The following is a 22,067-nucleotide window of genomic DNA, read 5'->3' as shown; positions in this document are numbered from 1 at the left end:
GATCGACAATGGCACAGGCTTGACATCGGGCCCGGCATATACCCGATTGATTTCATGAGATTGCAAAGCTGCTACAATTTTCAGGACTTCCGCCGGCTGGCAAAACAGCGCCTGCCAGGTCCGATCTTCAATTATATCGATGGCGGCGCGGACGACGAGACGACGCTGCGGCGCAACACGGCGGCGTTCGAGGACTGCGATCTCGTCCCCAACGTCCTTGCCGGCGTTGGACAGATCGACATGTCGGTCACCGTCATGGGCCAGAAGCTGGCGATGCCGGTCTATTGTTCGCCGACGGCTCTCCAGCGGCTGTTTCACCATAGCGGCGAGCGCGCCGTCGCCGCGGCGGCGGAGAAGTTCGGCACGATGTTCGGCGTCTCGTCGCTCGGCACGATCAGCCTGGAGGAAGTCCGCAAGCACAGGACGCCGCAGGTCTATCAGTTCTATTTTCACAGGGATCGCGGCCTGAACCGCGCCATGATGGAGCGCGCCAAGACGTCCGGCGTCGAGGTGATGATGCTGACGGTCGACAGCGTCACCGGCGGAAACCGCGAGCGTGACCTGCGGACCGGCTTTTCCATCCCCTTTCGGCTTACGCTCGGCGGCATGATGCAGTTCGCGATCAAGCCGAGATGGGCTATCGACTATTTGACGCACGAAAAATTCAGCCTGCCGCAGTTGGACGGCCATATCGATCTCGGTGGCGGAGCGCTTTCCATCAGCCGCTATTTCACCGAGATCCTCGATCCATCGCTGGATTGGAAGGACGTCGAAGACATGGTCCGCTTCTGGAACGGCCAGTTTTGCCTGAAGGGGATCATGAGCGTCGCCGATGCCAGAAAGGCGGTAGACATCGGCTGCACCGGCATCGTTCTGTCAAATCATGGCGGCAGACAGCTGGACGGCTCGCGCAGCCCCTTCGACCAACTGGCGGAGATTGTCGACGCGGTGGGCGACAAGATCGACGTGATCATCGACAGCGGCGTCCAGCGCGGCACGCATGTGCTGAAGGCCCTGTCGTTGGGCGCCAAGGCCGTCGGCGTCGGGCGCTACTATCTCTTCCCGCTGGCAGCCGCCGGGCAGGCCGGCGTCGAACGGGCGCTCGGCCTGATGCGAACCGAGATCGAACGCGACATGCGGCTGATGGGATGCAGGTCAGTGGCAGAGCTTTCCAGGGGGAATGTGCGGTTTAGGTAATAGAGCCGGGAAGTGGCGCACGGCATAAGCTTTTCGAAGTGCGAAACTATACCGACCTGCCGCTGCTCCTGCCGTCCGTTTCGAAGACAGCCTCGCCGGAAACAGCATCCGTATATCCGCCCTCAAGCTGCTGCAACGTATGCCGGAACCGATCAAGATTGCCCAGCATTTTGGGCCTGGCATCGACCATATGCTGAAACGTGTCCCACTCTCCAATCGAGAAGAAGGCGCCATCTCCCGATTTGATGAGAGCCATTTTTCGCAATCCCTCGAAATTGCGCGGAGCGCTGCTGAACAGTTCGACGAATTCGTCTTCACTACCCGGCTTGACCCGGAAACGGACGCTGTTGAATGCCGTCATCTACGTTCCCCCGTGAAAGAACTGAAAACCTCGAATATGCGAGGCCCTAACGCACCTCGAACCCTTCGAACAGGTGTACAGAAAAATCGGAAGGTTGGCTTCAGTCACCTCTGGCCGAAAGCTCCGTTTCTGGCGCTATTTCGCCAGGAAGAGGATGACGCTCGATCTCAATCGGTACACCCTTCCGACCGGCAATGAAACGCACTGTTAACGCCGTTCGCGGGTGACAGGATGTTGGCCGCAGTTCGAAGATATAATCTGCGTCTCGCTGTCAGTTGCGGAGGCGAAAATGAACTTGCTTCGGATTGCGCTCTTGTGCACGGCCGTGATCGACCTTGGAATACCGGCCGTTCGCGCTGAGGATCGGCCTGTGCCGCAGAACAATAAAGCCGCAACAGCGCAGCCGCCCGTTCATTGTGAAGGCCAAAATTGTCTGCCGCCGGCGAAGGATCCGGTGCAGGAATGCACCGGCCAGGATTGCACGCTAGGCCCGCCGACTGAACCGGGCCCGGAGATTAAGCAGGCCGACTGAGTAGCATCAGCGGACCATCCGCTCTTTGCAAGGACGGCGCTCACTCAAGGCAACCTTCCGGCCAGTGGCGGCAGATTCTGTTACCTATGTCCCCGGGCCGTACATTGAGTTTAATGGCGCGCCCGAAGAGATTCGAACTCCTGACCCCCAGATTCGTAGTCTGGTGCTCTATCCAGCTGAGCTACGGGCGCGCAACAGGCCATGCTTTGCATAGCCCCGCGATCCGATCCTGGTGACCGGCCGCGATGTGACGTGTTCCCTAGCGACTGAATTTACGAAAAGCAAGCCGATCCTGGCCAAAAGTTTTGCCGTCATGCGCCGGCCGGCGAAGGCAAGATCACTTCACGCAGCGGCCGAGCCGATATGTCGTCGTCTTGGATCGGTCATTTGCCAATCGGAACGGTCCGTAACGAAACGAGCCGTTGCACGGCGGCCGAGTCGATGGCTCGTAGTCTCGGACCAACCCTTTGTGATTGAAACGATCCGTAACGAAACGGTTCGTTACGCCGGGCGGCGCAGCCCGTTGCGGGCCTGGTCGAGCCGAACCGGCTGGTCGGGAATGGTGACCGCGAATGTGGTGCGGCCGCCGATCGATTCGACCAGCTCCACCGTGCCGCCATGGGCGCGGATCAATTCATGGGCGATCGCCAGGCCAAGGCCGGTGCCACCGCTGCGGGCCGAGCCGCGAAATGCCGCGAACAGGTTTTCGCGCGCCTTTGGCGGCAGGCCGGGGCCGGTGTCGGTGACGACGATGCGGCTGACGCTGCCGATGCGCTCGGCCGATATGGTCAGGCGGCGCACCACGGCGCTCTCGGTGTCCGCCGCCATCGCCTGCACGGCGTTGCGGCTAAGATTGGTGAGCACGCGGAACAGCTGGTCGGAATCGGCATCGACCTCGAGCACCGGGTCGACGGCGTTGACGAATTCGATGCCGCATTCGATGTCGAGCAGGCCCTGGACGTCTTCGACCAGCTGGCGCAGCCGCAGTCTGCGGCGCGACGGCGGCGGCTCCTGGGTGCGGCCATAGGCCAGCACGCCCTCCGAGTAGGACACCGCACGGTCGAGCGCGCGCAGCAGTTTTGGCGCGAACGCCTGCACGGTCGGGTCCTTGACCTGGCGCAGGCGGTCCGACATGAGCTGCGCCGAGGCGAGGATGTTGCGCATGTCGTGGTTGATCTTCGACACGGCCAGGCCGAGATCGGCCAGGTGCTTCTGCTCGGTCAGCATCTTCTGCAGCCGCTCCTGCATCTGCGACAGCTCGCGTTCGGCGACGCCGATCTCGTCGGCCCGGGCGGCGGGGTGAATGATGCGGCCGGGATCGTCGGGCGCCTCGGAAAAGGACAGCATCGAGCGTGTCATCGTCCTGATCGGGCCGATCATGATCAGGTCTATCGCGGCGTAGACCAGCATGGCGGTGAACAGCGAGATCAGCAGCGAGACGAAGGCGACGTTGCGCGAATAGATCAGCATGGCATTGCGCAGGCGGTGGTCGGGCATGATCAGCTCGAATTCTTTGTCGCTGTCGCCGACCGGCCCGAAAACGCGCAGCATCCGCTTGCCGCCGAAAAACAGCGTGTCCAGCGCGCCGGTCATGCCCTCGATCATGCCGACATTGGCGATATCGATATGCTCGTCGACCTGCGGCGGCATTTCGGCCACGACCAGAAGCCGCGAGACGCCGCCGTCGCGCACGGCGATCGCCTTGGCGCCGATCGCCATCAGTACGTCGTTCTGGGCGGCACGCGACAGCGAGGCAGGTTCGCCCTGTACCAGGACGATCGACACCGCGGCGGCGGTGCTCAGCCTCTCCTTCAGCCAGCTCAGCCTGTAGCTGGCGATCCAGGGCACGAAGATGAGGATTTCGGCCAACAGCACGAAGACGATGGTGAGCAGCAGCAACTTGGTCGACAGGCCGCGCGCCAGCGGCACCCTGCGGGTGGCGGCCTTCGCCTGGGCGATGCTTTCGTCGGTTGCTGGGACTTCACTCATGCTCGTCGTCACGGCTGCCTGTCATCACGGCTGCTTGTCTTAGGGACTGCTCGTCTTCACGATCGCTTGATCGGGCAAGATTAGGCGATTGCGGCTTTTTTGCCAAATTCATCCTTGGTCGAAGCCGGACAAAGGGCCGCAAGGACTTCCCTGCCGGTCCGACAACGCCGGCCCGACACGCTGGATTGACTTCCAAAACCCTTCTTTCTATAAGCCCGCTCACGCTCGGGCCATTCGTCCCGGCGCGGTTTCGATCGCGCCAAAACCGGCCCGGCAAAGCTCCTGTTACAAAGTGACAGAATCAAGAAGGGCCGCACCCCGCGGTATTTAAACAAATGAAGCGTACTTACCAGCCGTCCAAACTCGTCCGCAAACGCAGGCACGGTTTCCGCGCCCGCATGGCCACCAAAGGTGGCCGCGGCGTCGTCGCAGCCCGCCGCAACCGCGGCCGCAAGCGTCTCAGCGCCTGAGCACCAAGCGAGAGACAAGATCGTTGCCCGCAACCGGCAAGCCAACGGGTGCCCATCCCAAGCGGCTTCTGAAGCGCGCGGAATTCCTGGCTGTCCGCCGCGGCGAAAAGCGCCGCGGGCGGCTTTTCCTCGTCGAGGTCCTGGGCCGCGGCGACAGCGAGGCGCCGCGCGTCGGCTACACCGTCACCAGGAAGGTCGGCAACGCCGTCGTTCGCAACCGCATCCGGCGGCGGCTCAGAGAGGCCGTGCGCACGCATGCCGCCGATGACATGGCGCCCGGCAATGATTATGTCATCGTCGGGCGCGAAGACGTGCTTACCACTCCGTTCGGCCAGTTGAAGGCCGAACTCTCCCGCAGATTGCGTGGAACACGATAGGCCAAGGGCTTCGATGGAAAACAACCGCAACTTCTTCATCACCATCGCACTGTCGGTGCTGATCCTGGCGCTTTGGCAATATTTCTATGTGATGCCGCGCAGCGAGATGCAGCGCGAAGCCGCCCGCATCGAAGAGCAGCGCGTGGCGGAGCAGAAGAAGGCCGCCCAAGGCACCAGCCCGGGCGCCAGCGAAACACCGGTGCAGCCGGGCGCCATTCCGAACGCGCCTGGCGGCGAAGCCGTCACCGCGGCCGGCCGCGACCAGGCGATTGCCTCGACCAGCCGCGTCAAGATCGACACGCCGAGCCTCGAAGGCTCGATCAACCTCACCGGTGCGCGCCTCGACGACCTCCGGCTCAAGCACTACACGGAGACGGTCGACAAGACTTCGCCCGAGATCGCGTTGCTCAACCCGGCGTCCCTGCCGAACGGCTATTTCGCCGAGATCGGCTTTTCCGGCACGCCGGATGTGGGCAGGCTGCCCGGCCCTGACACGGTCTGGCAGACCGATGGCAATGCGACTCTGACGCCAGCGACGCCGGTCACGCTGACCTTCACCAATGACAAGGGCCTGACCTTCAAGCGCACCTTCTCTGTCGACAGCCAATATATGTTCACCGTGTCCGACACGGTCCAGAATGGGGGCTCGGCACCCGCGACGTTGTCGAACTATGGCCGCGTCACCCGTTTCGACAAGCCGGCTATCGCCAGCACTTATGTGCTGCACGAAGGCCTGATCGGTGTTACCGGCAGCGAAGGCCTGCAAGAGTACAAATACTCCAAGGTCGAATCGGAGAGAGAATTCAAGCCAGGCAAGTCGACCGACGGCTGGCTCGGCATCACCGATAAATACTGGGCGGTGACCCTGGTGCCGCCGAGCGGCCGCGAATTTCAGCCCAAATTCTCTTATTTCGAGTTCAAAAGCGGGCCCCATCCGCACAGCTACCAGTCCGATTTCCTGTCCGATCCGGTCACAATCGCTCCCGGGCAATCGACGACCGTGGAGTCGGAGATATTCGCCGGCGCCAAGGAAGTTTCGACGATCAACGCCTATGAAAAGGACCGTCATATCCGCCAGTTCGATCTGCTGATCGACTGGGGCTGGTTCTATTTCATCACCAAGCCGATGTTCTGGCTGATCGACACGCTTTACAAATTCTTCGGCAATTTCGGTCTGGCGATCCTCGCCACCACCGTCATCGTCAAGGCGCTGTTCTTCCCGCTCGCCAACAAGTCCTATGCGTCGATGGCGAACATGAAGAAGGTGCAGCCCAAGATGCTCGAGATCCGCGAGAAATACGCGGACGACAAGATGAAGCAGCAGCAGGCGATGATGGAGCTCTACAAGACCGAGAAGATCAATCCGCTCGCCGGCTGCTGGCCGGTGGCATTGCAGATCCCGGTGTTCTTCTCGCTCTACAAGGTGCTCTACATCACCATCGAGATGCGGCACGCGCCGTTCTTCGGCTGGATCCAGGATCTGGCGGCGCCGGACCCGACATCGATTTTCAACCTGTTCGGGCTGATCCCCGTTACCTTGCCGCACATGCTGATGATCGGCGTCTGGCCGCTGATCATGGGCGTGACGATGTTCCTGCAGATGCGCATGAACCCGACGCCGCCGGACCCGACGCAGGCGGCGATCTTCACGTGGATGCCCGTGATCTTCACCTTCATGATGGCGGGTTTTCCGGCCGGCCTCGTTATCTACTGGGCCTGGAACAACACGCTGTCGATCCTGCAGCAGGGCGTGATCATGAAGCGGCAGGGCGCCAAGATCGAATTGTGGGACAATCTGGTCGCGCTGTTCCGCAAGAAACCGTCGCCGGCGGAATAGCCGGCGCTCCGATAGTGCGAAACCAGAAAGCCCCGGTTCGTCCGGGGCTTTTTGCACAGGCTGCCCGCCTGGATTAAGCGATTGGTACTGCCGGACGGATCGCGCTATTTTGACCTGGCTGGCAGTTGCCCGACGGAGCTCGATATGACCGGACCCAATCCATCGATCAAGCATCCGATCCCGTTGCACACGCGCGTCGGCTTTCTGAAGCCGCTGGTGACGGCGCCGAATATCGAGATCGGCGACTTCACCTATTATGACGACCCTGACGGACCCGACAAATTCGCCGAAAAATGCGTGCTGCATCATTATCCGTTCATCGGCGACAGGCTGATCATCGGTAAGTTCTGCGCCATTGCCGAAGGCGCGCGCTTCATCATGAACGGCGCCAATCACGCCATGTCCGGCTTTTCGACCTATCCGTTCAACATCTTTGGTCACGGCTGGGAGGAAGGCTTCGACCCGGCGACATGGTCGAAGGAGGTGCGTGGCGACACAATCGTCGGCAACGACGTCTGGATCGGCATGGAAGCGGTTATGCTGCCGGGCGTGAAGATCGGCGACGGCGCCATCGTCGCGGCAAAGTCGGTGGTGACGCACGATGTGCCGGCCTATGCGATCGTCGCCGGCAATCCGGCCAAAGTGGTGAAGATGCGCTTCGATGACAGGACCATCCGGCGGCTGCTGGCGCTGGCGTGGTGGCACTGGCCAGTGGAAAAGATCAGCCGCAATCTCGATGCTATTCGTGGCAGCAACATTTTTCTTCTGGAGGCGGCGGTTTGAACGCGTTGAACAAGACCACGATCGGCATCGAATTGTTCACGCGAGCCTGGATCTTCATCCGCGGCGTGCCGGCGATGAAATTCCTGCCGCCGGAGGGACCGCCCGAGATCGCCTTTGCCGGCCGCTCCAATGTCGGCAAATCGTCGCTGATCAACGCGCTGGTCAACCAGAAGGGGCTGGCGCGCACCTCCAACACACCGGGCCGCACGCAAGAGCTCAACTATTTCGTGCCGGGCGGATTTTCGGGAGAGGGCGCCGACCTGCCGCCGATGGCGCTGGTCGACATGCCGGGCTATGGCTACGCCACGGCGCCGAAGGAAAAGGTCGACGAGTGGACGAAGCTCGTGTTCGACTATCTCAAGGGCCGGGTGACGCTGAAGCGCGTCTACGTGCTGATCGATGCCCGCCATGGCATCAAGGCCAAGGACGACGAGGTGCTGTCGCTGCTCGACAAGGCGGCGGTGTCGTATCAGATCGTGCTGACCAAGACCGACAAGATCAAAGCGGCGGGGGTACCGCGGCTGATCGAGGAAACGCTCCAGAAGATCAAGAAACGCCCGGCGGCCTTTCCCTTCGTGCTCGCCACGTCGTCGGAAAAGAGCGAGGGTCTCGAGGAACTGCGTGCGGCGATCGTGCTCGCCGCCAATGGCGGATAGGCCACCGACCCTGGCAGCCTGTCAGGCGGGGCTGGAGGCCCGTTCCTGCTCTGCAAGCTGTTCGGTGCCGTAGGCCTTCAGGAACACATCGACGCCCGACCTGACGATGTGTTCGATCTCGGCCACACTTGGCGCCTTGGTGCGATAGGCGAAAATGCACTGGCGGAAAAGACCGGCCAGACACAGTTCGGTGAACTGATAGGCGGCAAGCTCGACGTCGTCGATCTTCAGCAGGCCGCGTTCGATAGCCATGTTGAGGAAAACGACGACCCTGTCATGGCCACGCTTCGGGCCGCGTTCGTAGAACCGGGCACCAAGCTCCGGGATGCGTTCCGACGCGCCGATCACCGTCCGCTGCGCCAGGATGACCCGCGCCGAAGTGATCTTCATGGACAGCACGATGCCGAACTTCACCAACGTCTGGCGAAGGTCGCCGATCTGGTCGAGCACCTCATACATGTTCTTGAAAATCGTGCCGCGCTCTTCCTCGATCAGCGCTTCGAAGAGCTCTTCCTTGTTGGCAAAGTAGACATAGATGGTGCCCTTGGACACGCCGGCCTCGCGCGTAATGTCGTTCATCGACGCGGCTTCGAAGCCCTTTTCGATGAAGACACGGCGCGCACCGTCGATGATCTGGCTGCGCTTGACCGGGTCTTGACCCGCGGCCGGGCGGCCGCGCGGCAGGCTGTCCAGCAGATCGCACTGGTCCTTGCCAGCGCTGGGCAATGGGCCTGAATCAGGCAAAGGAGCGGCCTTGGGGGCTTCGGCCATAATGTCACACCTCGTAAAATAATTCGAACCATCCGGTTCGATTGCTCTTGATATGGTCCTCTTTAAGCGCTAAGTCAACGTCGAGATCGAACCGAACGGTTCAGTCTGACAAAATTCAGCGCCAGTTAATTTAGAGAGATATCATGTCCTCGAACGCGCCCACCAGTGCCGAAGTCCGCCCCTTCCCCAGTGCCAAGGTCCAGCCTGCGATCGAAGCGCCGGAAACCCCTCTCAAGCCCGCCGACGTCACCCCGCTGGCTCCCGCCAAGAAGAAGCGCTCGATGCGCTCGATGTTGTTGCCCATCATCGGCCTGGCCCTGCTGGGCGCCGGCGCCTGGTATGGCTATGATTACTGGACCGACGGGCGCTTCATGATCACGACTGACGATGCCTATGTCCAGGCCGACACCGCGTTCATCTCGCCAAAAATCTCGGGTTATGTCGATCAGGTCAAAGTGACCGAGAACCAGCAGGTGAAGGCCGGCGACCCGCTGCTGATCGTCGATGACGGTGACTACAAGATAGCCGTTGCCCAGGCCGAGGCGCAGATCGCCACGTTGAGCAAGACGCTCGACCGCATCGATGCCCAGACCGAGGCGGCGCGCGCCTCGCTCAAGCAGGCGCAGGCGCAGAAGACCGCCGACCAGGCCGCGGCCGATAATGCGAAGCGAGCTCAGGTTCGTGCCGCCCAGTTGCTCAAGACCCGCGTCGGTACCCAGGCCCAGTTGGACGATGCCCAGACGGCGGTCGAGCAAGCCAATGCCGCACTAGCCGGCGCCGACGCGCAGATCGCGGCGGCTCAGGCGAATATCGGCGTGCTCCAGGCGCAGCGGGCGGAATCGGCAAGCACGCTGGGCTCGCTGCAGCTTGCCCACGACAAGGCGGTGCGGGATCTGTCCTTCACCGTGCTGCGCGCACCCTATGACGGCGTGGTCGGCAACCGCTCGGTCGAGCAGGGCGACCTGATCAGCCCCGGACAGAAGCTCGCCGTCATCGTGCCAATGGACAAGCTCTACATCGTTGCCAACTTCAAGGAGACCCAGCTTGCCCGGCTGGTGCCTGGTGAAAAGGTCAGAGTGTCGGTCGACGCGATCGACGGTCAGGACATCGAGGGTACCGTGTCGTCGCTGGCCCCGGCTTCGGGAGCAGTGTTCTCGCTGCTGCCGCCGGAAAACGCCACAGGCAATTTCACCAAGGTGGTGCAGCGCGTTCCGGTTCGCATAGACGTGCCCGCGGATGTGCTGAAGACGGGCAAGCTGCGCGCCGGCCTGAGCGTCGTCGTCGCCGTCGACAGCCGCACCGCGCCTTCGGCATCGAAGTAAAGCGGAACCGGGAGCAAGGGTCATGGCGACCGCAACCCTAACTGCAGGATCGGCGCCGGCGCCAGCCATGCCGGTGCCGGTCGACCACATCTCGACGCGCCGCGTCATCGCCTTCCTGGCAATGGTGTTCGGCATGTTCATGGCGATCCTGGACATCCAGATCGTCTCGGCCTCGCTGGCCGAGATCCAGGCGGGCCTGAGCGCCAGTTCGGACGAGATTCCGTGGGTGCAGACGGCGTATCTGATTGCCGAGGTGGTGATGATCCCGCTGTCGGGCTTCCTCAGCCGGATGCTGTCGACGCGGGTGCTGTTCACAATCTCGGCGGCAGGTTTCACGGCGGCCAGCGCGCTGGCGGCGACCGCAACCAATATCGACCAGATGATCGTCTACCGCGCCGTGCAGGGCTTCATCGGCGGCGGCATGATCCCGAGCGTCTTTGCAGCCGCCTTCACCATCTTCCCGCCGTCGCGCCGCGCCATCGTCTCGCCGATGATCGGCCTGGTGGCGACGCTGGCGCCAACCATCGGCCCGACCGTCGGCGGCTATATCAGCCATGCCATGTCCTGGCACTGGCTGTTCCTGGTCAACGTCGTGCCCGGCATTCTGGTGACGACGGCCGCCTGGTCGCTGATCGACTTCGACAAACCCAATCTCAAGCTGTTCAGCAAGTTCGACTGGTGGGGGCTTGCCGGCATGGCCGCCTTCCTGGGCTGCATGGAATATGTGCTGGAGGAGGGTCCCAACAACGACTGGCTGCAGGATCAGGCGGTGTTCATCTGCGCCGTCATCATGACCTTCGGCGCGGTGCTGTTCTTCTGGCGCGTGTTCACCGCCGAGGAGCCGATTGTCGATCTGAGGGCTTTCAGCAATATCAATTTTGCCTTCGGCTCGTTGTTCTCCTTCGTCGTCGGCATCGGCCTCTACGGTCTGACCTATCTTTATCCGGTGTTCCTGGGGCGGATCCGCGGCTACGATTCGATGATGATCGGCGAGGCGCTGTTCGTCAGCGGCCTAGCCATGTTCTTCACTGCGCCGATCTCCGGCATATTGTCGAACAAGATGGACCCGCGCATCATGATGATGATCGGCTTCTTCGGCTTCGCCACGGGGACCTGGTGGATGACGCATCTCACCGCCGACTGGGATTTCTATGAACTGCTGATCCCGCAGATCCTGCGCGGCTGCTCGATGATGCTTTGTATGGTGCCAATCAACAACATTGCGCTCGGAACCTTGCCGCCGGAGCGGCTGAAGAATGCGTCTGGCCTGTTCAACCTGACCCGCAATCTCGGCGGCGCCGTCGGCCTGGCAGTCATCAACACCGTGCTGATCGACCGCAATGCCTTCCACTACGCCAGGCTTTCCGAGCACGTGCAATGGGGAAGTGCCGCTGCGCAGCAGAAGCTGCAGAACATGACGCTCAACTTCGAGCAGACCGCCGGGCTAGACGCCTCCAAGGCGGCCATCTCCAAACTGTCAGGCATGGTCCAGCAGCAGGCGTCGCTGCTGTCGTTCATGGACGTATTCTTCATGCTGACGGTTTTGTTCGCGACGCTTGGGCTCTTCACCCTGGTGATCCGCAAGCCAGCCGCTCAGGGCGGCGGTGGCGGAGGCCATTGAGGCGCGCTGGATCCCCCGCCTGGCGCCCTCGCGCATGACCCCGAAAAGCGATTTTCGGGGTCATGCGCAAAATCAACCATTACGAAGTCCTCTCGCGCTCCGACAAAGTCAGGGTCGCAGCCGTCCTCACCCGGTCGCCGGCTTGAAGGTCAGGGCAACGCCATTGATGCAGTGTCGCAACCCGGTCGGCGGCGGACCGTCGTCGAATACGTGGCCGAGATGGCCGCCGCAGCGGCGACAATGGACCTCCGTGCGGGTCATGCCCAAAGACCTGTCCACGGTCTTGCCGACGGAATTCGGGATTTCCTGCCAGAAGCTCGGCCAGCCTGTGCCGGAATCGAACTTGGTCTCTGACGAATAGACCGGCAGGCCGCAGCCGGCGCAAGCGAAGATGCCTTTGCGGTGCTCGTTGAGCAGCGGACTGGTGCCCGGGTATTCCGTGCCCTCCTTGCGCAGCACATTGAAGGCCGCGTCGGACAGGATGGCGCGCCACTCGGCTTCGGTCTTGGTAACCTCGAAAGTCTCAGCCGCGCGTGCATCCTGGGCTCCGCCCATGCGCAGCGCGGTGGCGCCTGCGACAACGCCAATGGCTGCCGCACCACTCAAAAGAAGCTCGCGACGGTTCATGGCCATTCCTCCTGTCATTGCTTGTGCCAAATTCGACCGCCACACGGAAATCAAAAGCCGGTGACGATCGCTGTCCTCAAAGCGGGACTCCGCGCCTATCCACATCTTGCGTGAACGGCGCGGAGCGTGCGCAGGGAGGCCCTTAGCGATATCTTCGCCGGCAGCGTGCGTTTGTTACATCTTCGGCAGGAGAACCTTGTCGACGACGTGGATGACGCCGTTGGACTGCTCGACATCGGCGATCGTCACATTGGCGACGTTGCCGTTCTCGTCGGTCACGGTGACCTTGCCGCCGTCGGCCTTGAGCGACAGTTCGCAACCACCGACCGTCTTGACCTTGTGGGTGCCGCCGTCGTTCTTGACCATCTTGGCGACGTCGGCGGCCATCGCTTTGGCGCCGATGACATGGCAAGTCAGGATCTTGACAAGCTTGTCCTTGTTTTCAGGCCTGAGCAGCGTCTCCACCGTGCCGGCTGGAAGTGCCGCAAAGGCCTCGTTGGTCGGCGCGAACACAGTGAAGGGGCCAGCGCTTTGCAGTGTATCGACCAGGCCGCCTGCCTTGACGGCAGCGACCAGCGTCGTGTGGTCCTTCGAGTTGATAGCATTTTCGACGATGTTTTTCTGGGCATACATGGCGGCGCCGCCGACCATCGGATTTTGAGCATAGGCAATGGTGGCGAGCGCGGAAATGGCGACCGTGCCGGCAAGCAAAAGGGTGGCGAATTTACGCATGATTTCAACCTCCTCGGGTTATCGTTCCCCTCATTTGGGAACGCAAGGAGATACGCGATAGAAATGCTGGAGTTTCGCCCTCTCCGCAAAAAAATATTTGTCGCTGCAATTTGCCGGGCTCGGATCGACAGCCGCCAACAAGCTTTGCAGGCGTCTACATCGCGGGAGATAGATTTCAGGTCTGCTTCCCGCGATGAGAAGCGGTCAGATGCTCTTCAGATCGCCCGCTGCGACCACCGGTCCAGTCGGCTGGCCGGTCGGTGAACCGCCGGCCGGCTCAACGCTGACCGCAAGCACGGCGCCTTGCGCCAATTTCTCCTGGACGGCGGGCGGGATGGCCAAATGCGCGGTCGCACCGGCCGGGATGACGCCCATCGACACCGGCGCCTTCTTGCCTTCGATCATCCACAGCTCGAAGTCCTTGCCGGCGGCCCGCTCGCCGGAAACGTGGGAAAGACCGACCTCGTGACGGGCGGCATCGTAGACGACGAGATATTTGACGTCGCTGCCTTCGGCCGCCAGCGAGGCGACAAGCCGCGCCTGCGGCGGCTCGGTGGACGGGCGGAAGTAAGGCACGGCGATGTAGATCGCCAGCGCCGCAATGGCGGCGGCGGCAAGACCGCGCCAGAAGCCAAGGCTCGACCACAGGCCGGCGCGCGGCTCTGCAGCGAAAAGCCGGCGGTCCAATGCTTCCTTGACCCTGATCGGAGGCTCTGTCTCCGGATAGGCGGCGGCCATCGGCGAAAGATGCGCCTCCCAGGCATCGACAAGGCGCGCGAAGGCGGCGTCCGCATCAATGCGGCGCGACGCGATCTCGCGTTCATCGGCGGCCAGAACGCCAAGAACGTATTCGGCGGCGAACAGGTCGTCGCCCCCACGTTCCGGTCCATTGTCGTCAGCCAGCGTCATCTCTCCAGGCATTCTCTCAGTTTCAACAGGCTGCGCCGCAGCCAGGTCCGCATCGTGTTCAGCGGTACGCCATAGCGCTCCGCCAGTTCGGCATAGCTTTTGCCATCCAGATAGGCGCCCCGAACGGCCGCCGCCCGGTCCTTCTCCAATTCCTCGAGACAATGGTAGATGCGTTCGGACTCACCGCCCGCCACGGCCATGGTCTCCGGCCCCGGCGCCGGATCGGCCACGTCGAGCGCGGCATCGATATAGGCGGCAGGCTCTCGCCGCGCCCTGATCCGATCGATCGCATGATTGCGCGCAATGGCCACCAGCCAGGAGATCGGGCTCAGATCCGAAACGGCGAAACGGTCCGCCTTCGTCCATATCTTGACGAAGACCTCTTGAAGCGCTTCTTCAGCATCTCCCCGATCCTTCAATACACGAAGGCAGACGCCGAAAAGTTTCGCGCTGGTCTGCCGGTAGAGCAGATCGAACGCAGCCCGGTCCTTCATCGAAGTCCGGACAATCAGGTTGCTGATGTCCTGCGGCGTCATTCGCCGCCAAATTAGGCGATTGTAATGTATTTGCAACGACTGAAATGGTCTTGCGCACCGGCAGCGCCAGCGTCGATTGCCAATGAAATCGCCGCCCGCTAGCTTGCAATGAGCGGGAGGGCGACCATGTCGATCGAGCGGGTTCTGTGGGAGCATGACGCAACCGGCCAGGCCGCACTCGTGCACAAGGGAGAGATCACACCGCAAGATCTCGTCGATGCGGCGATCGCCCGGGCCGAGGCCACCCTGCCGGAGATCAACGCCATCGCCGAACCGCTTTTTGAGGCGGCGCGGGCGCGAGCGAAAACCGTCGACCACAAGCTGCCGCTTGCCGGAGTGCCCTTTGCGCTGAAGGACCTCGGCATCGCCATGAAAGGCGTGCCGACGCATGGCGGCAGCCGCATCCCAGCTTTCACCCCCGATTTCAGTTCGGTGATGACGGAACGCTATCTGGCCGCCGGCCTGATCCCGATCGCCACCAGCACCGCACCCGAACACGGGCTGAGGCTGGTGACCGAGTCGGTGGCTTACGGCGTCACCCGCAATCCATGGGACACCGCGCATACGACCGGCGGTTCCTCGGGCGGTGCGGCTGCGCTGGTCGCGGCCGGCGTCGTGCCGGTGGCGCATGCCTCGGATGGCGGCGGCTCGATCAGGGTGCCTGCCGCTTGCACCGGGCTGGTCGGGCTGAAAACCTCGCGCGGCCGCGTACCCTTGACGCCGCTCGTCACCGAAAGCTGGTACGGCTTCGTCGTCGACCATGCGTTGGCCCGCTCCGTGCGCGATACGGCCCTGCTGCTCGACCTGACCCACGGGCCCGACCCGCTGTCGCCCTACGCGGCACCCTCGCCGAACGGCAGTTTCACTGCGGCCGCCGGGCGCGATCCGGGCAAGCTCAAGCTCGCCTTCTATCGAAAATCGCCGCTCGGCTTGCCGATATCCGAAGAGACGTTGAAAGCTCTGGATGCGGCGATTGCGCTGGCGCGCGAAGGCGGGCACGGCGTCGAGGAGATCGACCTGCCCTATATCGATCGTGATTTCATCGCCGATTTCGCCAGAACCGTCGCCGCGGCGGTGGCCGGCACGATGCGTGGCGAGGCCTTGCGCGTCGGCCGCTCCATCTCAGGCGACATCGAACGCGCCACGCGCGTGATGAGCCGGTTCGGTGAAATCCTCTCGGCCGGCGAAATCTATGCCGGCCTGCAGCGGCTGCACGCAACCTCGCGCCGGCTTATCACCGAAACCGCGCACTATGATGCAGTGCTGATGCCTGTCATCGCGCACCCGCCGCTCGCCTGCGGCACCATGGACCCGAAAGGCGCCGACGAATTCATCGAGAATGTCCTGGACAGACTGCGCCTCGCCGGCCTGCTGAAGTTCAAGCCGCTATTCGGCCAGCTGATGGACAAGAGCCTGTGGTTCACCCACTGGCCGGCGATCCAGAACGTCAGCGGGCAACCGTCGATCACGCTTCCGGTTTACGTCACCGATGCCGGCCTGCCGCTCGGCGTCCAGGCCGCCGGCCGCCCCGGCGACGAGGAAACGCTTTTGTCGTTCGCCGCGCAGATGGAAAGGATCTCGGGCTGGCTGGGCCGACGGGCGCCGCTGCAGCGGCCGGCATAGGCGGTGATTTGATCGATCGTGACAGCAAAGCCGTTTGCCCCGTCGTCTAATTCCCGCTAAGACGCCGCCGTTCATGCCAAGCTGGGAACCACGCCGATGACGGATATCGCCGCCACCGCCGAAATGCAGGCCGCGCTGCTTTCAAGGGCGCTGCCCTACATGCAGCGCTACGAGAACAAGACGGTCGTGGTGAAATATGGCGGCCACGCGATGGGCGACATCGCGCTCGGCAAGGCTTTCGCCCGCGACATCGCACTTTTGAAACAATCCGGCGTCAACCCGATCGTCGTGCATGGCGGCGGGCCGCAGATCGGCGCCATGCTCAGCAAGATGGGCATCGAATCCAAATTCGAGGGCGGCTTGCGCGTCACCGACCAGAAGACCGTCGAGATTGTCGAGATGGTGCTGGCCGGGTCGATCAACAAGGAGATCGTCGCGCTGATCAATGCCGAGGGCGAGTGGGCGATCGGCCTGTGCGGCAAGGACGGCAACATGGTGTTTGCCGAAAAGGCGCGAAAGACCATGATCGATCCGGATTCCAACATCGAACGGGTGCTCGACCTGGGCTTCGTTGGTGAGCCTGTCGAGGTCGACCGCACATTGCTCGACCTCCTGGCGCGGTCCGAAATGATCCCGGTGCTGGCGCCGGTGGCGCCCGGCCGCGACGGCCATACCTACAACATCAACGCCGACACTTTTGCCGGCGCCATCGCCGGCGCCTGCCAGGCGACGCGCCTGCTGTTCCTTACCGACGTGCCCGGCGTGCTCGACAAGGACAAGAAGCTGATCGACGAGCTGACCGTGGCCGAGGCCAAGGCCCTGATCAAGGACGGCACGGTCTCGGGCGGCATGATCCCCAAAGTCGAGACCTGCATCGAGGCAATCGAGCGCGGCGTCGCAGGCGTCGTCATCCTCAACGGCAAGACGCCGCATGCGGTGCTGCTCGAGCTGTTCACCGAACACGGCGCCGGCACGCTGATCGTGCCGTGAGGCCGGGTGTCTGAGGGGCTCAAGCGTTTGACGAAATAGCGGTCACGGACTTACGCGGCAGGCGTTCGACAACCATCGATTCCTCTTCCTCGTCTTGCGGCGCGCCCCAGAATTCGGCGAGCGTCGGGCCATTTTTGAGGCGGCGGTCGCGGACCAGAAAGCCCCAGACTTCGCGAAACCAGACGCGGCGGCCCATTCTGGTGTACCAGCGCATCGAATGCCTTTGCTCCGGATCCTTGTGGAACAGGATGCGCGCCAAGGCCTTGGGCCGCGACTGCACCGCCAGTTCGATCAGCTTGACGGCGAAGAACAGCATCCACGGCTTGAGGCGGGTCATCCGCAGGACCTGATGCTTGTAGTCCCACAGGCGGGCGTCCAGCTGGATCACCTTGCGGTCCCTGGCAATCCTGAAGAACGGCGTCCAGCGATGCGGCGTCACATAGAGCGCCTGGATCTGGTCGGGGTCATAAGCGATCAGCTGGCGGAAGCCGCGCCAGAGGTCGCGCAAGCCTTCGTCCTCGAAACCGGCCACCCAGGTCGCCATCGACAAGATGCCGTTGAGGCGCAGCAGCCGTATCGCCTCGCGGTCGGATGAGGTGCTGCCGCCCTTGCGGATCAATGCAAGCGTCTGCTCGTCGGTGTTTTCCATGCCAAGCAGCCAGCGGATGACGCCGGCCTGGCGATAAAGATGCAGACTGTCGGCGTCGCGGACGATGTCGTCGGCGCGGGTGGAGCCGACGATCAGCACCGGCACATTCTCGGCGATCATCGCATCGAGAAAGGCGCGCCAGGCTTTTTTGGACGACGTCGGGTTCTCGTCGGCAAGGTTGATCAGTTCGACGCCATGCTCGCGGTATAGCCAGGCAATCTCCCGCGCGAACTTCACGGGGTCGCGGTGCCGCCAGCGCGTCCAGAAGCCGCGCTGGCCGCAATAGTTGCACAGATGCGGACAGCCTCGCGAGAACTGCATGACCACCGCACGCTTGCCTCCCCAATAGCTGTAGCGGCTGACATCGATCAGTTCCCAGCCGACGCGGTAGTCATCGAGGTTGGCGATCGTCCTTGCCGGCTTGGTGGCGAAGGGCCGCCGCAAATCGTCAGGAAAGGCGACGCCCGCCACATCCGACAGCGGCTTGCGGTTTTCAAGCGCTTCGACCAGCGCGACGATGGTCGCCTCGCCCTCGCCGCGCACGATGAAGTCGAAGACATTCGTTTCAGCCAGTATGTCGCGCCAATGATAGGTCGGAAACACGCCGCCATAGATCAGGATTGTCGCTGGCTGGATGTCCTTGACCATGCCGGCGATCAGCAGGGCTGTCGGATGCGCAGAGGTCGAGCCGGAATGGCCGATCAGAATGCAGTGGGGATGATCGCTCAAGGCGTCCCGGACCAGCGTGGCAAGCGCCATCGGCCCGAATTCGGCGTCCACAAGCCGCACTTGATGTCCCGCGTCGATCAGCGGACCGCCCAGTGCCAGCAAACCGAGCGGCGGCAGATGGTCGTCCGGCACGCGGCTGCCGATAGCTGTATGTGGCGGGTTGATCAGGACGATTTTCATGGCGGGCCTTATGCAATGGCGGTCCGCATGTCGTAGTCGGCGATCTAGCTCTGGAGATTGGCTCGCTTCAGCAGTTTGTGTGCAGCTTTTCCGCAGAAATGCCTATCGTCTGAGATGTGCCAGCGGCACATGGCCGGGCCCCTTGATGTTCTGCAGCACTAGCTGCGTGTGTACGTCGCGCACGCCTTCGAGCCGCATCAGCCGGTGCATGACGAAGGCATTGAGTTCGTCGACCGACGGCACCATGACATGCAGCAGGAAATCGTAGTCTCCAGTCATCGTCCAGCACGACGACACCTCGTCCATTCGCTGCACGGCGGCGATAAAGTTTTCGGGCGAGCCGTCGCTGTGGGTTACGAGGCGCACCTGGATGAAGACCTCGACCATCAGACCGACGGCGCGGCGGCTGAGCACCGCGGCGAAGCCCTTGATGATGCCCGCCTGCTGAAGAGCCTCGAAGCGCCGCGCGCAAGGTGTCGTCGACAGGCCGATCTCATGCGCCAATTCGGAGACCGGCTTGCGACCGTCGCGCTGCAGGATGTCGAGCATCTTGATCTCGAATTCGTCAAACTGAGGCATTTTCACTCTCCCAAAGCTCGATCGTGGAGCCTTTTACCTCCAACCCTGCGTTTGAGCCACCATCAAAGCTGATTTGCCTCGCGCCATCCGGCTAGAATTTCCGGCAATCCGCTGATCATGATTTCCAGGGAGAGCAAGCCATGACAATGAACGTTGCCGACTATGCCCGCGAATGCGCGGCGCGAGGTCTTCGCGGCGATTATTCGGTCTGCCGTGCCGATTTCACCGTGGCGCAGGGCTACAATTATAACGACGAAGAACAGGCGGTGTGGCGCACACTGTGCGACCGCCAGACGAAGCTGACCAGAAAGCTCGCCCATCATTCCTATCTCGATGGCGTTGCGGCGCTCGGCCTTCTCGACAAGATCCCGGATTTCGGTGCGGTCAGCGAGAAGCTGCGCAAGTTCACCGGCTGGGAGATCGTCGCCGTGCCGGGGCTCATCCCCGCCCAGCCGTTCTTCGACCACCTCGCCAACCGCCGCTTCCCGGTCACCAACTGGCTGCGAACCCAAAAGGAGCTCGACTACATCGTCGAGCCCGACATGTTCCACGATTTCTTCGGTCACGTGCCGATCCTGACGCAGCCGGTCTTTGCCGACTTCATGCAGATGTATGGCAAAAAGGCCGATAGCGTGATTGCGCTCGGCGGCGACGAGATGATCACCAGGCTTTACTGGTACACCGTCGAATACGGGCTGATACGCGAGCCGGGCCAGCCGCTGAAGGCTTTCGGCGCCGGGCTGATGTCATCCTTCACGGAGCTTCAGTTCGCGGTCGAAGGCGGCGAGGCGCACCATGTCCCGTTCGACCTGGAAACCGTGATGCGCACCGGCTACGAGATCGACAAGTTCCAGCGTGCCTATTTCGTGCTGCCGTCGTTCGACGCCCTGCGTGATGCTTTCGAGACCGCCGATCTTGCGGCGATCGTGGCGCGCCGCAAAGGCGAGCCAGCGCTCGACCCGGCGAGCCTATAGGCTGTCGGCTGTTTCCAAAGCCTCGGCCTTCAGCCGGGCCAGCTGGTCGCGCTGAAGGTCGAGCGACGCCGTGACGAAGCGCAGGATCGTGGCGAGTTCAGTGTCGCTGAATGTGGCGATCACCTTTTCCCCCTCCTGCGCGATCGCGCCATAATAGCGCGTCGATAGTTCTCGCGTGAGTTCCGTCGCCTCTATGACCACCTTGCGCCTGTCCTCGAGGCTGCGCGTTCGTGTCAGCAGGGCGCGTGCCTCCAACCGGTCGATCAGCGCGGTGACCGCGGCCGGCGTCAACCCTGTTGCGGCCGCGACCTCGCCAGCCGATCGCGGGCCGCCATAGAGCAGCGCCAGGCAATGGCGTTCCGCCATACTCAGCCCAAGCCTATCGCCCACTGCCTCGTCATAAGCCTGCGTCGCGTCCTGCCAGCCCATAATGGCAAGGCTGATGGCGGTCTTCATGTCGGCCCGATTCATGCTTGACGAATTTATTTCGATCATCTAACTATCAATTTGCCTAACATTACGGCCATTATAGTAATATGCTGCATCAGGCGCAAGGCAAGGCCTGTCGCAGCCTGCAAGGAGTGAAACATGAATCAGACCCCAACGCGCGGCCCATTCACACCGGCCGAGGAGTTCAGATATGCCAAGCTGGCGATGGAGTGGTATGGCTGGGGCTCTCCCATTGGCCTTGGCATCGCTCTGGTGGCGCTGGCGGCGGCCGCCCTGCTGTTCCGCATCGCCATCGTCGGATTTTGACAGTCTGGCAGCGGCGCGGTTGAATGCAGCAGAAGGCTTAGGGCCGAGCTCAGGCGGCTTCGGAAATATCGCGGTCGATGATCGACAGATTCCGGCCGCGATGCTTGGCCTCGTAGAGCCGCTGGTCGGCGGCGCGCATTAGCTCCGACACTGCGGCGTCTCTGCCGCAGGTGATGCCGCCAATACTGACTGTCAGCGGAACCGTTCGTTCGTCGACGGGCCGGAAACGGATACGCTCGACTTCACGGCGGATGCGCTCGGCGATGCGCCTGGCCTCGTGTTCGGTGGCACCAATCAGAAGGGCGCAGAATTCCTCGCCGCCGATGCGGCCAAGCACGTCGCCGCTGCGCACGCCACGCTCTATCGCGTTTGCAATCAGGAGCAGCGCATCGTCGCCGATCAGATGGCCGTAGCTGTCGTTGATGGTCTTGAAATGGTCGGCATCGACGATCAGCAATGCCCCGCGATCGGATTTGCGCCGGGAGCCGTCGAGAGCGGCAAAGAAACTTTCGCGGTTGAGCATGCCGGTCATGTCGTCGCGGCTCGCCTTTTCCGCCAAGCGCCTGTGCGCGGCGGCGAGTTGGGCATGGGCGCGGGCGAGCTCGCGATGCGCGGTCTGCAACCTTTCGCCCTGCCAGAACGTATAGGCGCCGACGCTCCAGGCCAGCGCGAGCGGGCACACGGTGGATGTCAGCCAGATGGTGCGATTGATCGGAAACCCCATTGCCGGCACGACGATCAGCGTCAGCAAAAGCGAGACCGCGACGGAGGCGAAAGCGATGGCGGCAGACTTTAGAAATATGCGATTCATCGCTTGCTCCCACTGGTCCGTCTTGGTTCCAGCAAAGCGCTGAATGTCACCTTTCG

General features: G+C 62.5%; 23 protein-coding genes and 1 tRNA gene. 12 read left to right on the top strand and 12 right to left on the bottom strand.

The features are described from left to right. Window positions 1–54: 54 nt before the first annotated feature. The gene (locus tag NKH30_RS16135) at window positions 55–1,197 is read left to right on the top strand and encodes an alpha-hydroxy acid oxidase (protein WP_352919930.1); all 1,143 of its coding nucleotides are present in this window, start codon (window positions 55–57) and stop codon (window positions 1,195–1,197) included. A 46-nt stretch (window positions 1,198–1,243) separates the two neighbouring features. Here NKH30_RS16135 and NKH30_RS16130 read toward each other — a convergent pair whose 3' ends face one another. The 3 genes from NKH30_RS16130 to NKH30_RS16120 all read right to left on the bottom strand — a co-directional run bounded on the left by NKH30_RS16130 (window position 1,244) and on the right by NKH30_RS16120 (window position 4,079). Further along, entirely contained in the window at window positions 1,244–1,558 is a 315-nt protein-coding gene (locus tag NKH30_RS16130) for an antibiotic biosynthesis monooxygenase family protein (protein ID WP_352619465.1), read from the bottom strand. Window positions 1,559–2,204: 646 nt separating this feature from the next. Then, window positions 2,205–2,281, bottom strand: a tRNA-Arg gene (locus tag NKH30_RS16125). Window positions 2,282–2,591: 310 nt separating this feature from the next. Continuing rightward, entirely contained in the window at window positions 2,592–4,079 is a 1,488-nt protein-coding gene (locus tag NKH30_RS16120; protein WP_352455990.1) for an ATP-binding protein, read from the bottom strand. Window positions 4,080–4,414: 335 nt separating this feature from the next. Between NKH30_RS16120 and rpmH the strand changes: the two genes are divergently transcribed. The 5 genes from rpmH to yihA all read left to right on the top strand — a co-directional run bounded on the left by rpmH (window position 4,415) and on the right by yihA (window position 8,202). Beyond that, window positions 4,415–4,549 carry a 50S ribosomal protein L34 gene (rpmH, locus tag NKH30_RS16115; RefSeq protein ID WP_008833937.1) on the top strand — a complete coding sequence of 45 codons (135 nt, stop codon included), beginning with the start codon at window positions 4,415–4,417 and terminating at the stop codon, window positions 4,547–4,549. 23 nt (window positions 4,550–4,572) lie between these two features. After that, complete coding sequence (gene rnpA / locus NKH30_RS16110) at window positions 4,573–4,926, top strand: ribonuclease P protein component (protein WP_352539960.1); 354 nt, start codon at window positions 4,573–4,575, stop codon at window positions 4,924–4,926. Window positions 4,927–4,939: 13 nt separating this feature from the next. Then, window positions 4,940–6,763 carry a membrane protein insertase YidC gene (gene yidC, locus NKH30_RS16105; RefSeq protein WP_352539959.1) on the top strand — a complete coding sequence of 608 codons (1,824 nt, stop codon included), beginning with the start codon at window positions 4,940–4,942 and terminating at the stop codon, window positions 6,761–6,763. Between the two features lie 144 nt (window positions 6,764–6,907). Continuing rightward, window positions 6,908–7,546 carry a CatB-related O-acetyltransferase gene (locus NKH30_RS16100; protein WP_023677492.1) on the top strand — a complete coding sequence of 213 codons (639 nt, stop codon included), beginning with the start codon at window positions 6,908–6,910 and terminating at the stop codon, window positions 7,544–7,546. Then, window positions 7,543–8,202: a ribosome biogenesis GTP-binding protein YihA/YsxC gene (yihA, locus tag NKH30_RS16095; RefSeq protein ID WP_031193748.1), complete on the top strand. Its 660-nt coding sequence runs from the start codon at window positions 7,543–7,545 to the stop codon at window positions 8,200–8,202. The genes NKH30_RS16100 and yihA overlap by 4 nt, the downstream gene beginning before the upstream one ends. A 21-nt stretch (window positions 8,203–8,223) precedes the next feature. On the opposite strand, the gene NKH30_RS16090 is transcribed toward yihA, so the two are convergent. Further along, window positions 8,224–8,973, bottom strand: a complete 750-nt coding sequence (locus tag NKH30_RS16090; RefSeq protein WP_352539958.1) for a TetR/AcrR family transcriptional regulator — start codon at window positions 8,971–8,973, stop codon at window positions 8,224–8,226. Between the two features lie 143 nt (window positions 8,974–9,116). Between NKH30_RS16090 and NKH30_RS16085 the strand changes: the two genes are divergently transcribed. Together NKH30_RS16085 and NKH30_RS16080 are read left to right on the top strand one after the other, a co-directional pair. Continuing rightward, entirely contained in the window at window positions 9,117–10,295 is a 1,179-nt protein-coding gene (locus NKH30_RS16085) for an HlyD family secretion protein (protein WP_352539957.1), read from the top strand. Window positions 10,296–10,362: 67 nt separating this feature from the next. Continuing rightward, on the top strand, window positions 10,363–11,916 hold the full coding sequence (locus NKH30_RS16080; RefSeq protein WP_245274730.1) for a DHA2 family efflux MFS transporter permease subunit: 1,554 nt from the start codon (window positions 10,363–10,365) through the stop codon (window positions 11,914–11,916). Window positions 11,917–12,042: 126 nt separating this feature from the next. Here NKH30_RS16080 and msrB read toward each other — a convergent pair whose 3' ends face one another. The 4 genes from msrB to NKH30_RS16060 form a co-directional block, all read right to left on the bottom strand. Further along, complete coding sequence (gene msrB / locus NKH30_RS16075) at window positions 12,043–12,543, bottom strand: peptide-methionine (R)-S-oxide reductase MsrB (RefSeq protein ID WP_352615007.1); 501 nt, start codon at window positions 12,541–12,543, stop codon at window positions 12,043–12,045. A gap of 174 nt (window positions 12,544–12,717) precedes the next feature. Next, window positions 12,718–13,275 carry a fasciclin domain-containing protein gene (locus NKH30_RS16070; RefSeq protein WP_352539955.1) on the bottom strand — a complete coding sequence of 186 codons (558 nt, stop codon included), beginning with the start codon at window positions 13,273–13,275 and terminating at the stop codon, window positions 12,718–12,720. A 204-nt stretch (window positions 13,276–13,479) separates the two neighbouring features. Then, window positions 13,480–14,184, bottom strand: coding sequence for an anti-sigma factor (locus NKH30_RS16065; protein ID WP_352472348.1), 705 nt, complete (start codon window positions 14,182–14,184; stop codon window positions 13,480–13,482). Continuing rightward, a complete protein-coding gene (locus tag NKH30_RS16060; protein ID WP_352540035.1) occupies window positions 14,181–14,720 on the bottom strand; it encodes a sigma-70 family RNA polymerase sigma factor in 540 nt (179 codons plus the stop codon). The genes NKH30_RS16065 and NKH30_RS16060 overlap by 4 nt, the downstream gene beginning before the upstream one ends. Window positions 14,721–14,846: 126 nt before the next feature. Here NKH30_RS16060 and NKH30_RS16055 point away from each other — a divergent pair, with 126 nt between their 5' ends. Together NKH30_RS16055 and argB are read left to right on the top strand one after the other, a co-directional pair. Next, entirely contained in the window at window positions 14,847–16,343 is a 1,497-nt protein-coding gene (locus tag NKH30_RS16055) for an amidase (protein ID WP_352996128.1), read from the top strand. Between the two features lie 96 nt (window positions 16,344–16,439). After that, window positions 16,440–17,333: an acetylglutamate kinase gene (argB, locus tag NKH30_RS16050; protein ID WP_352769623.1), complete on the top strand. Its 894-nt coding sequence runs from the start codon at window positions 16,440–16,442 to the stop codon at window positions 17,331–17,333. Between the two features lie 19 nt (window positions 17,334–17,352). Here the strand turns inward: argB and bchE are convergent, their stop codons facing one another. Beyond that, window positions 17,353–18,891: a magnesium-protoporphyrin IX monomethyl ester anaerobic oxidative cyclase gene (gene bchE / locus NKH30_RS16045; RefSeq protein ID WP_352996125.1), complete on the bottom strand. Its 1,539-nt coding sequence runs from the start codon at window positions 18,889–18,891 to the stop codon at window positions 17,353–17,355. A gap of 102 nt (window positions 18,892–18,993) precedes the next feature. Then, entirely contained in the window at window positions 18,994–19,470 is a 477-nt protein-coding gene (locus NKH30_RS16040; RefSeq protein ID WP_352615012.1) for an Lrp/AsnC family transcriptional regulator, read from the bottom strand. Window positions 19,471–19,610: 140 nt separating this feature from the next. Here NKH30_RS16040 and phhA point away from each other — a divergent pair, with 140 nt between their 5' ends. Next, a complete protein-coding gene (gene phhA / locus NKH30_RS16035) occupies window positions 19,611–20,444 on the top strand; it encodes a phenylalanine 4-monooxygenase (protein ID WP_352615014.1) in 834 nt (277 codons plus the stop codon). On the opposite strand, the gene NKH30_RS16030 is transcribed toward phhA, so the two are convergent. Beyond that, window positions 20,439–20,939 carry a MarR family winged helix-turn-helix transcriptional regulator gene (locus NKH30_RS16030; protein WP_352996123.1) on the bottom strand — a complete coding sequence of 167 codons (501 nt, stop codon included), beginning with the start codon at window positions 20,937–20,939 and terminating at the stop codon, window positions 20,439–20,441. The two genes, phhA and NKH30_RS16030, sit on opposite strands and share 6 nt — an antisense overlap. 93 nt (window positions 20,940–21,032) lie before the next feature. Between NKH30_RS16030 and NKH30_RS16025 the strand changes: the two genes are divergently transcribed. Then, on the top strand, window positions 21,033–21,200 hold the full coding sequence (locus NKH30_RS16025; RefSeq protein ID WP_352472352.1) for a hypothetical protein: 168 nt from the start codon (window positions 21,033–21,035) through the stop codon (window positions 21,198–21,200). A 49-nt stretch (window positions 21,201–21,249) separates the two neighbouring features. On the opposite strand, the gene NKH30_RS16020 is transcribed toward NKH30_RS16025, so the two are convergent. Beyond that, window positions 21,250–22,011: a GGDEF domain-containing protein gene (locus tag NKH30_RS16020; RefSeq protein ID WP_023677477.1), complete on the bottom strand. Its 762-nt coding sequence runs from the start codon at window positions 22,009–22,011 to the stop codon at window positions 21,250–21,252. Window positions 22,012–22,067 lie beyond the last annotated feature (56 nt).

Source organism: Mesorhizobium sp. M1273 (assembly GCF_040318195.1).
Lineage (GTDB): Bacteria > Pseudomonadota > Alphaproteobacteria > Rhizobiales > Rhizobiaceae > Mesorhizobium.
This window is presented reverse-complemented; position numbering and strand designations above follow the sequence as displayed.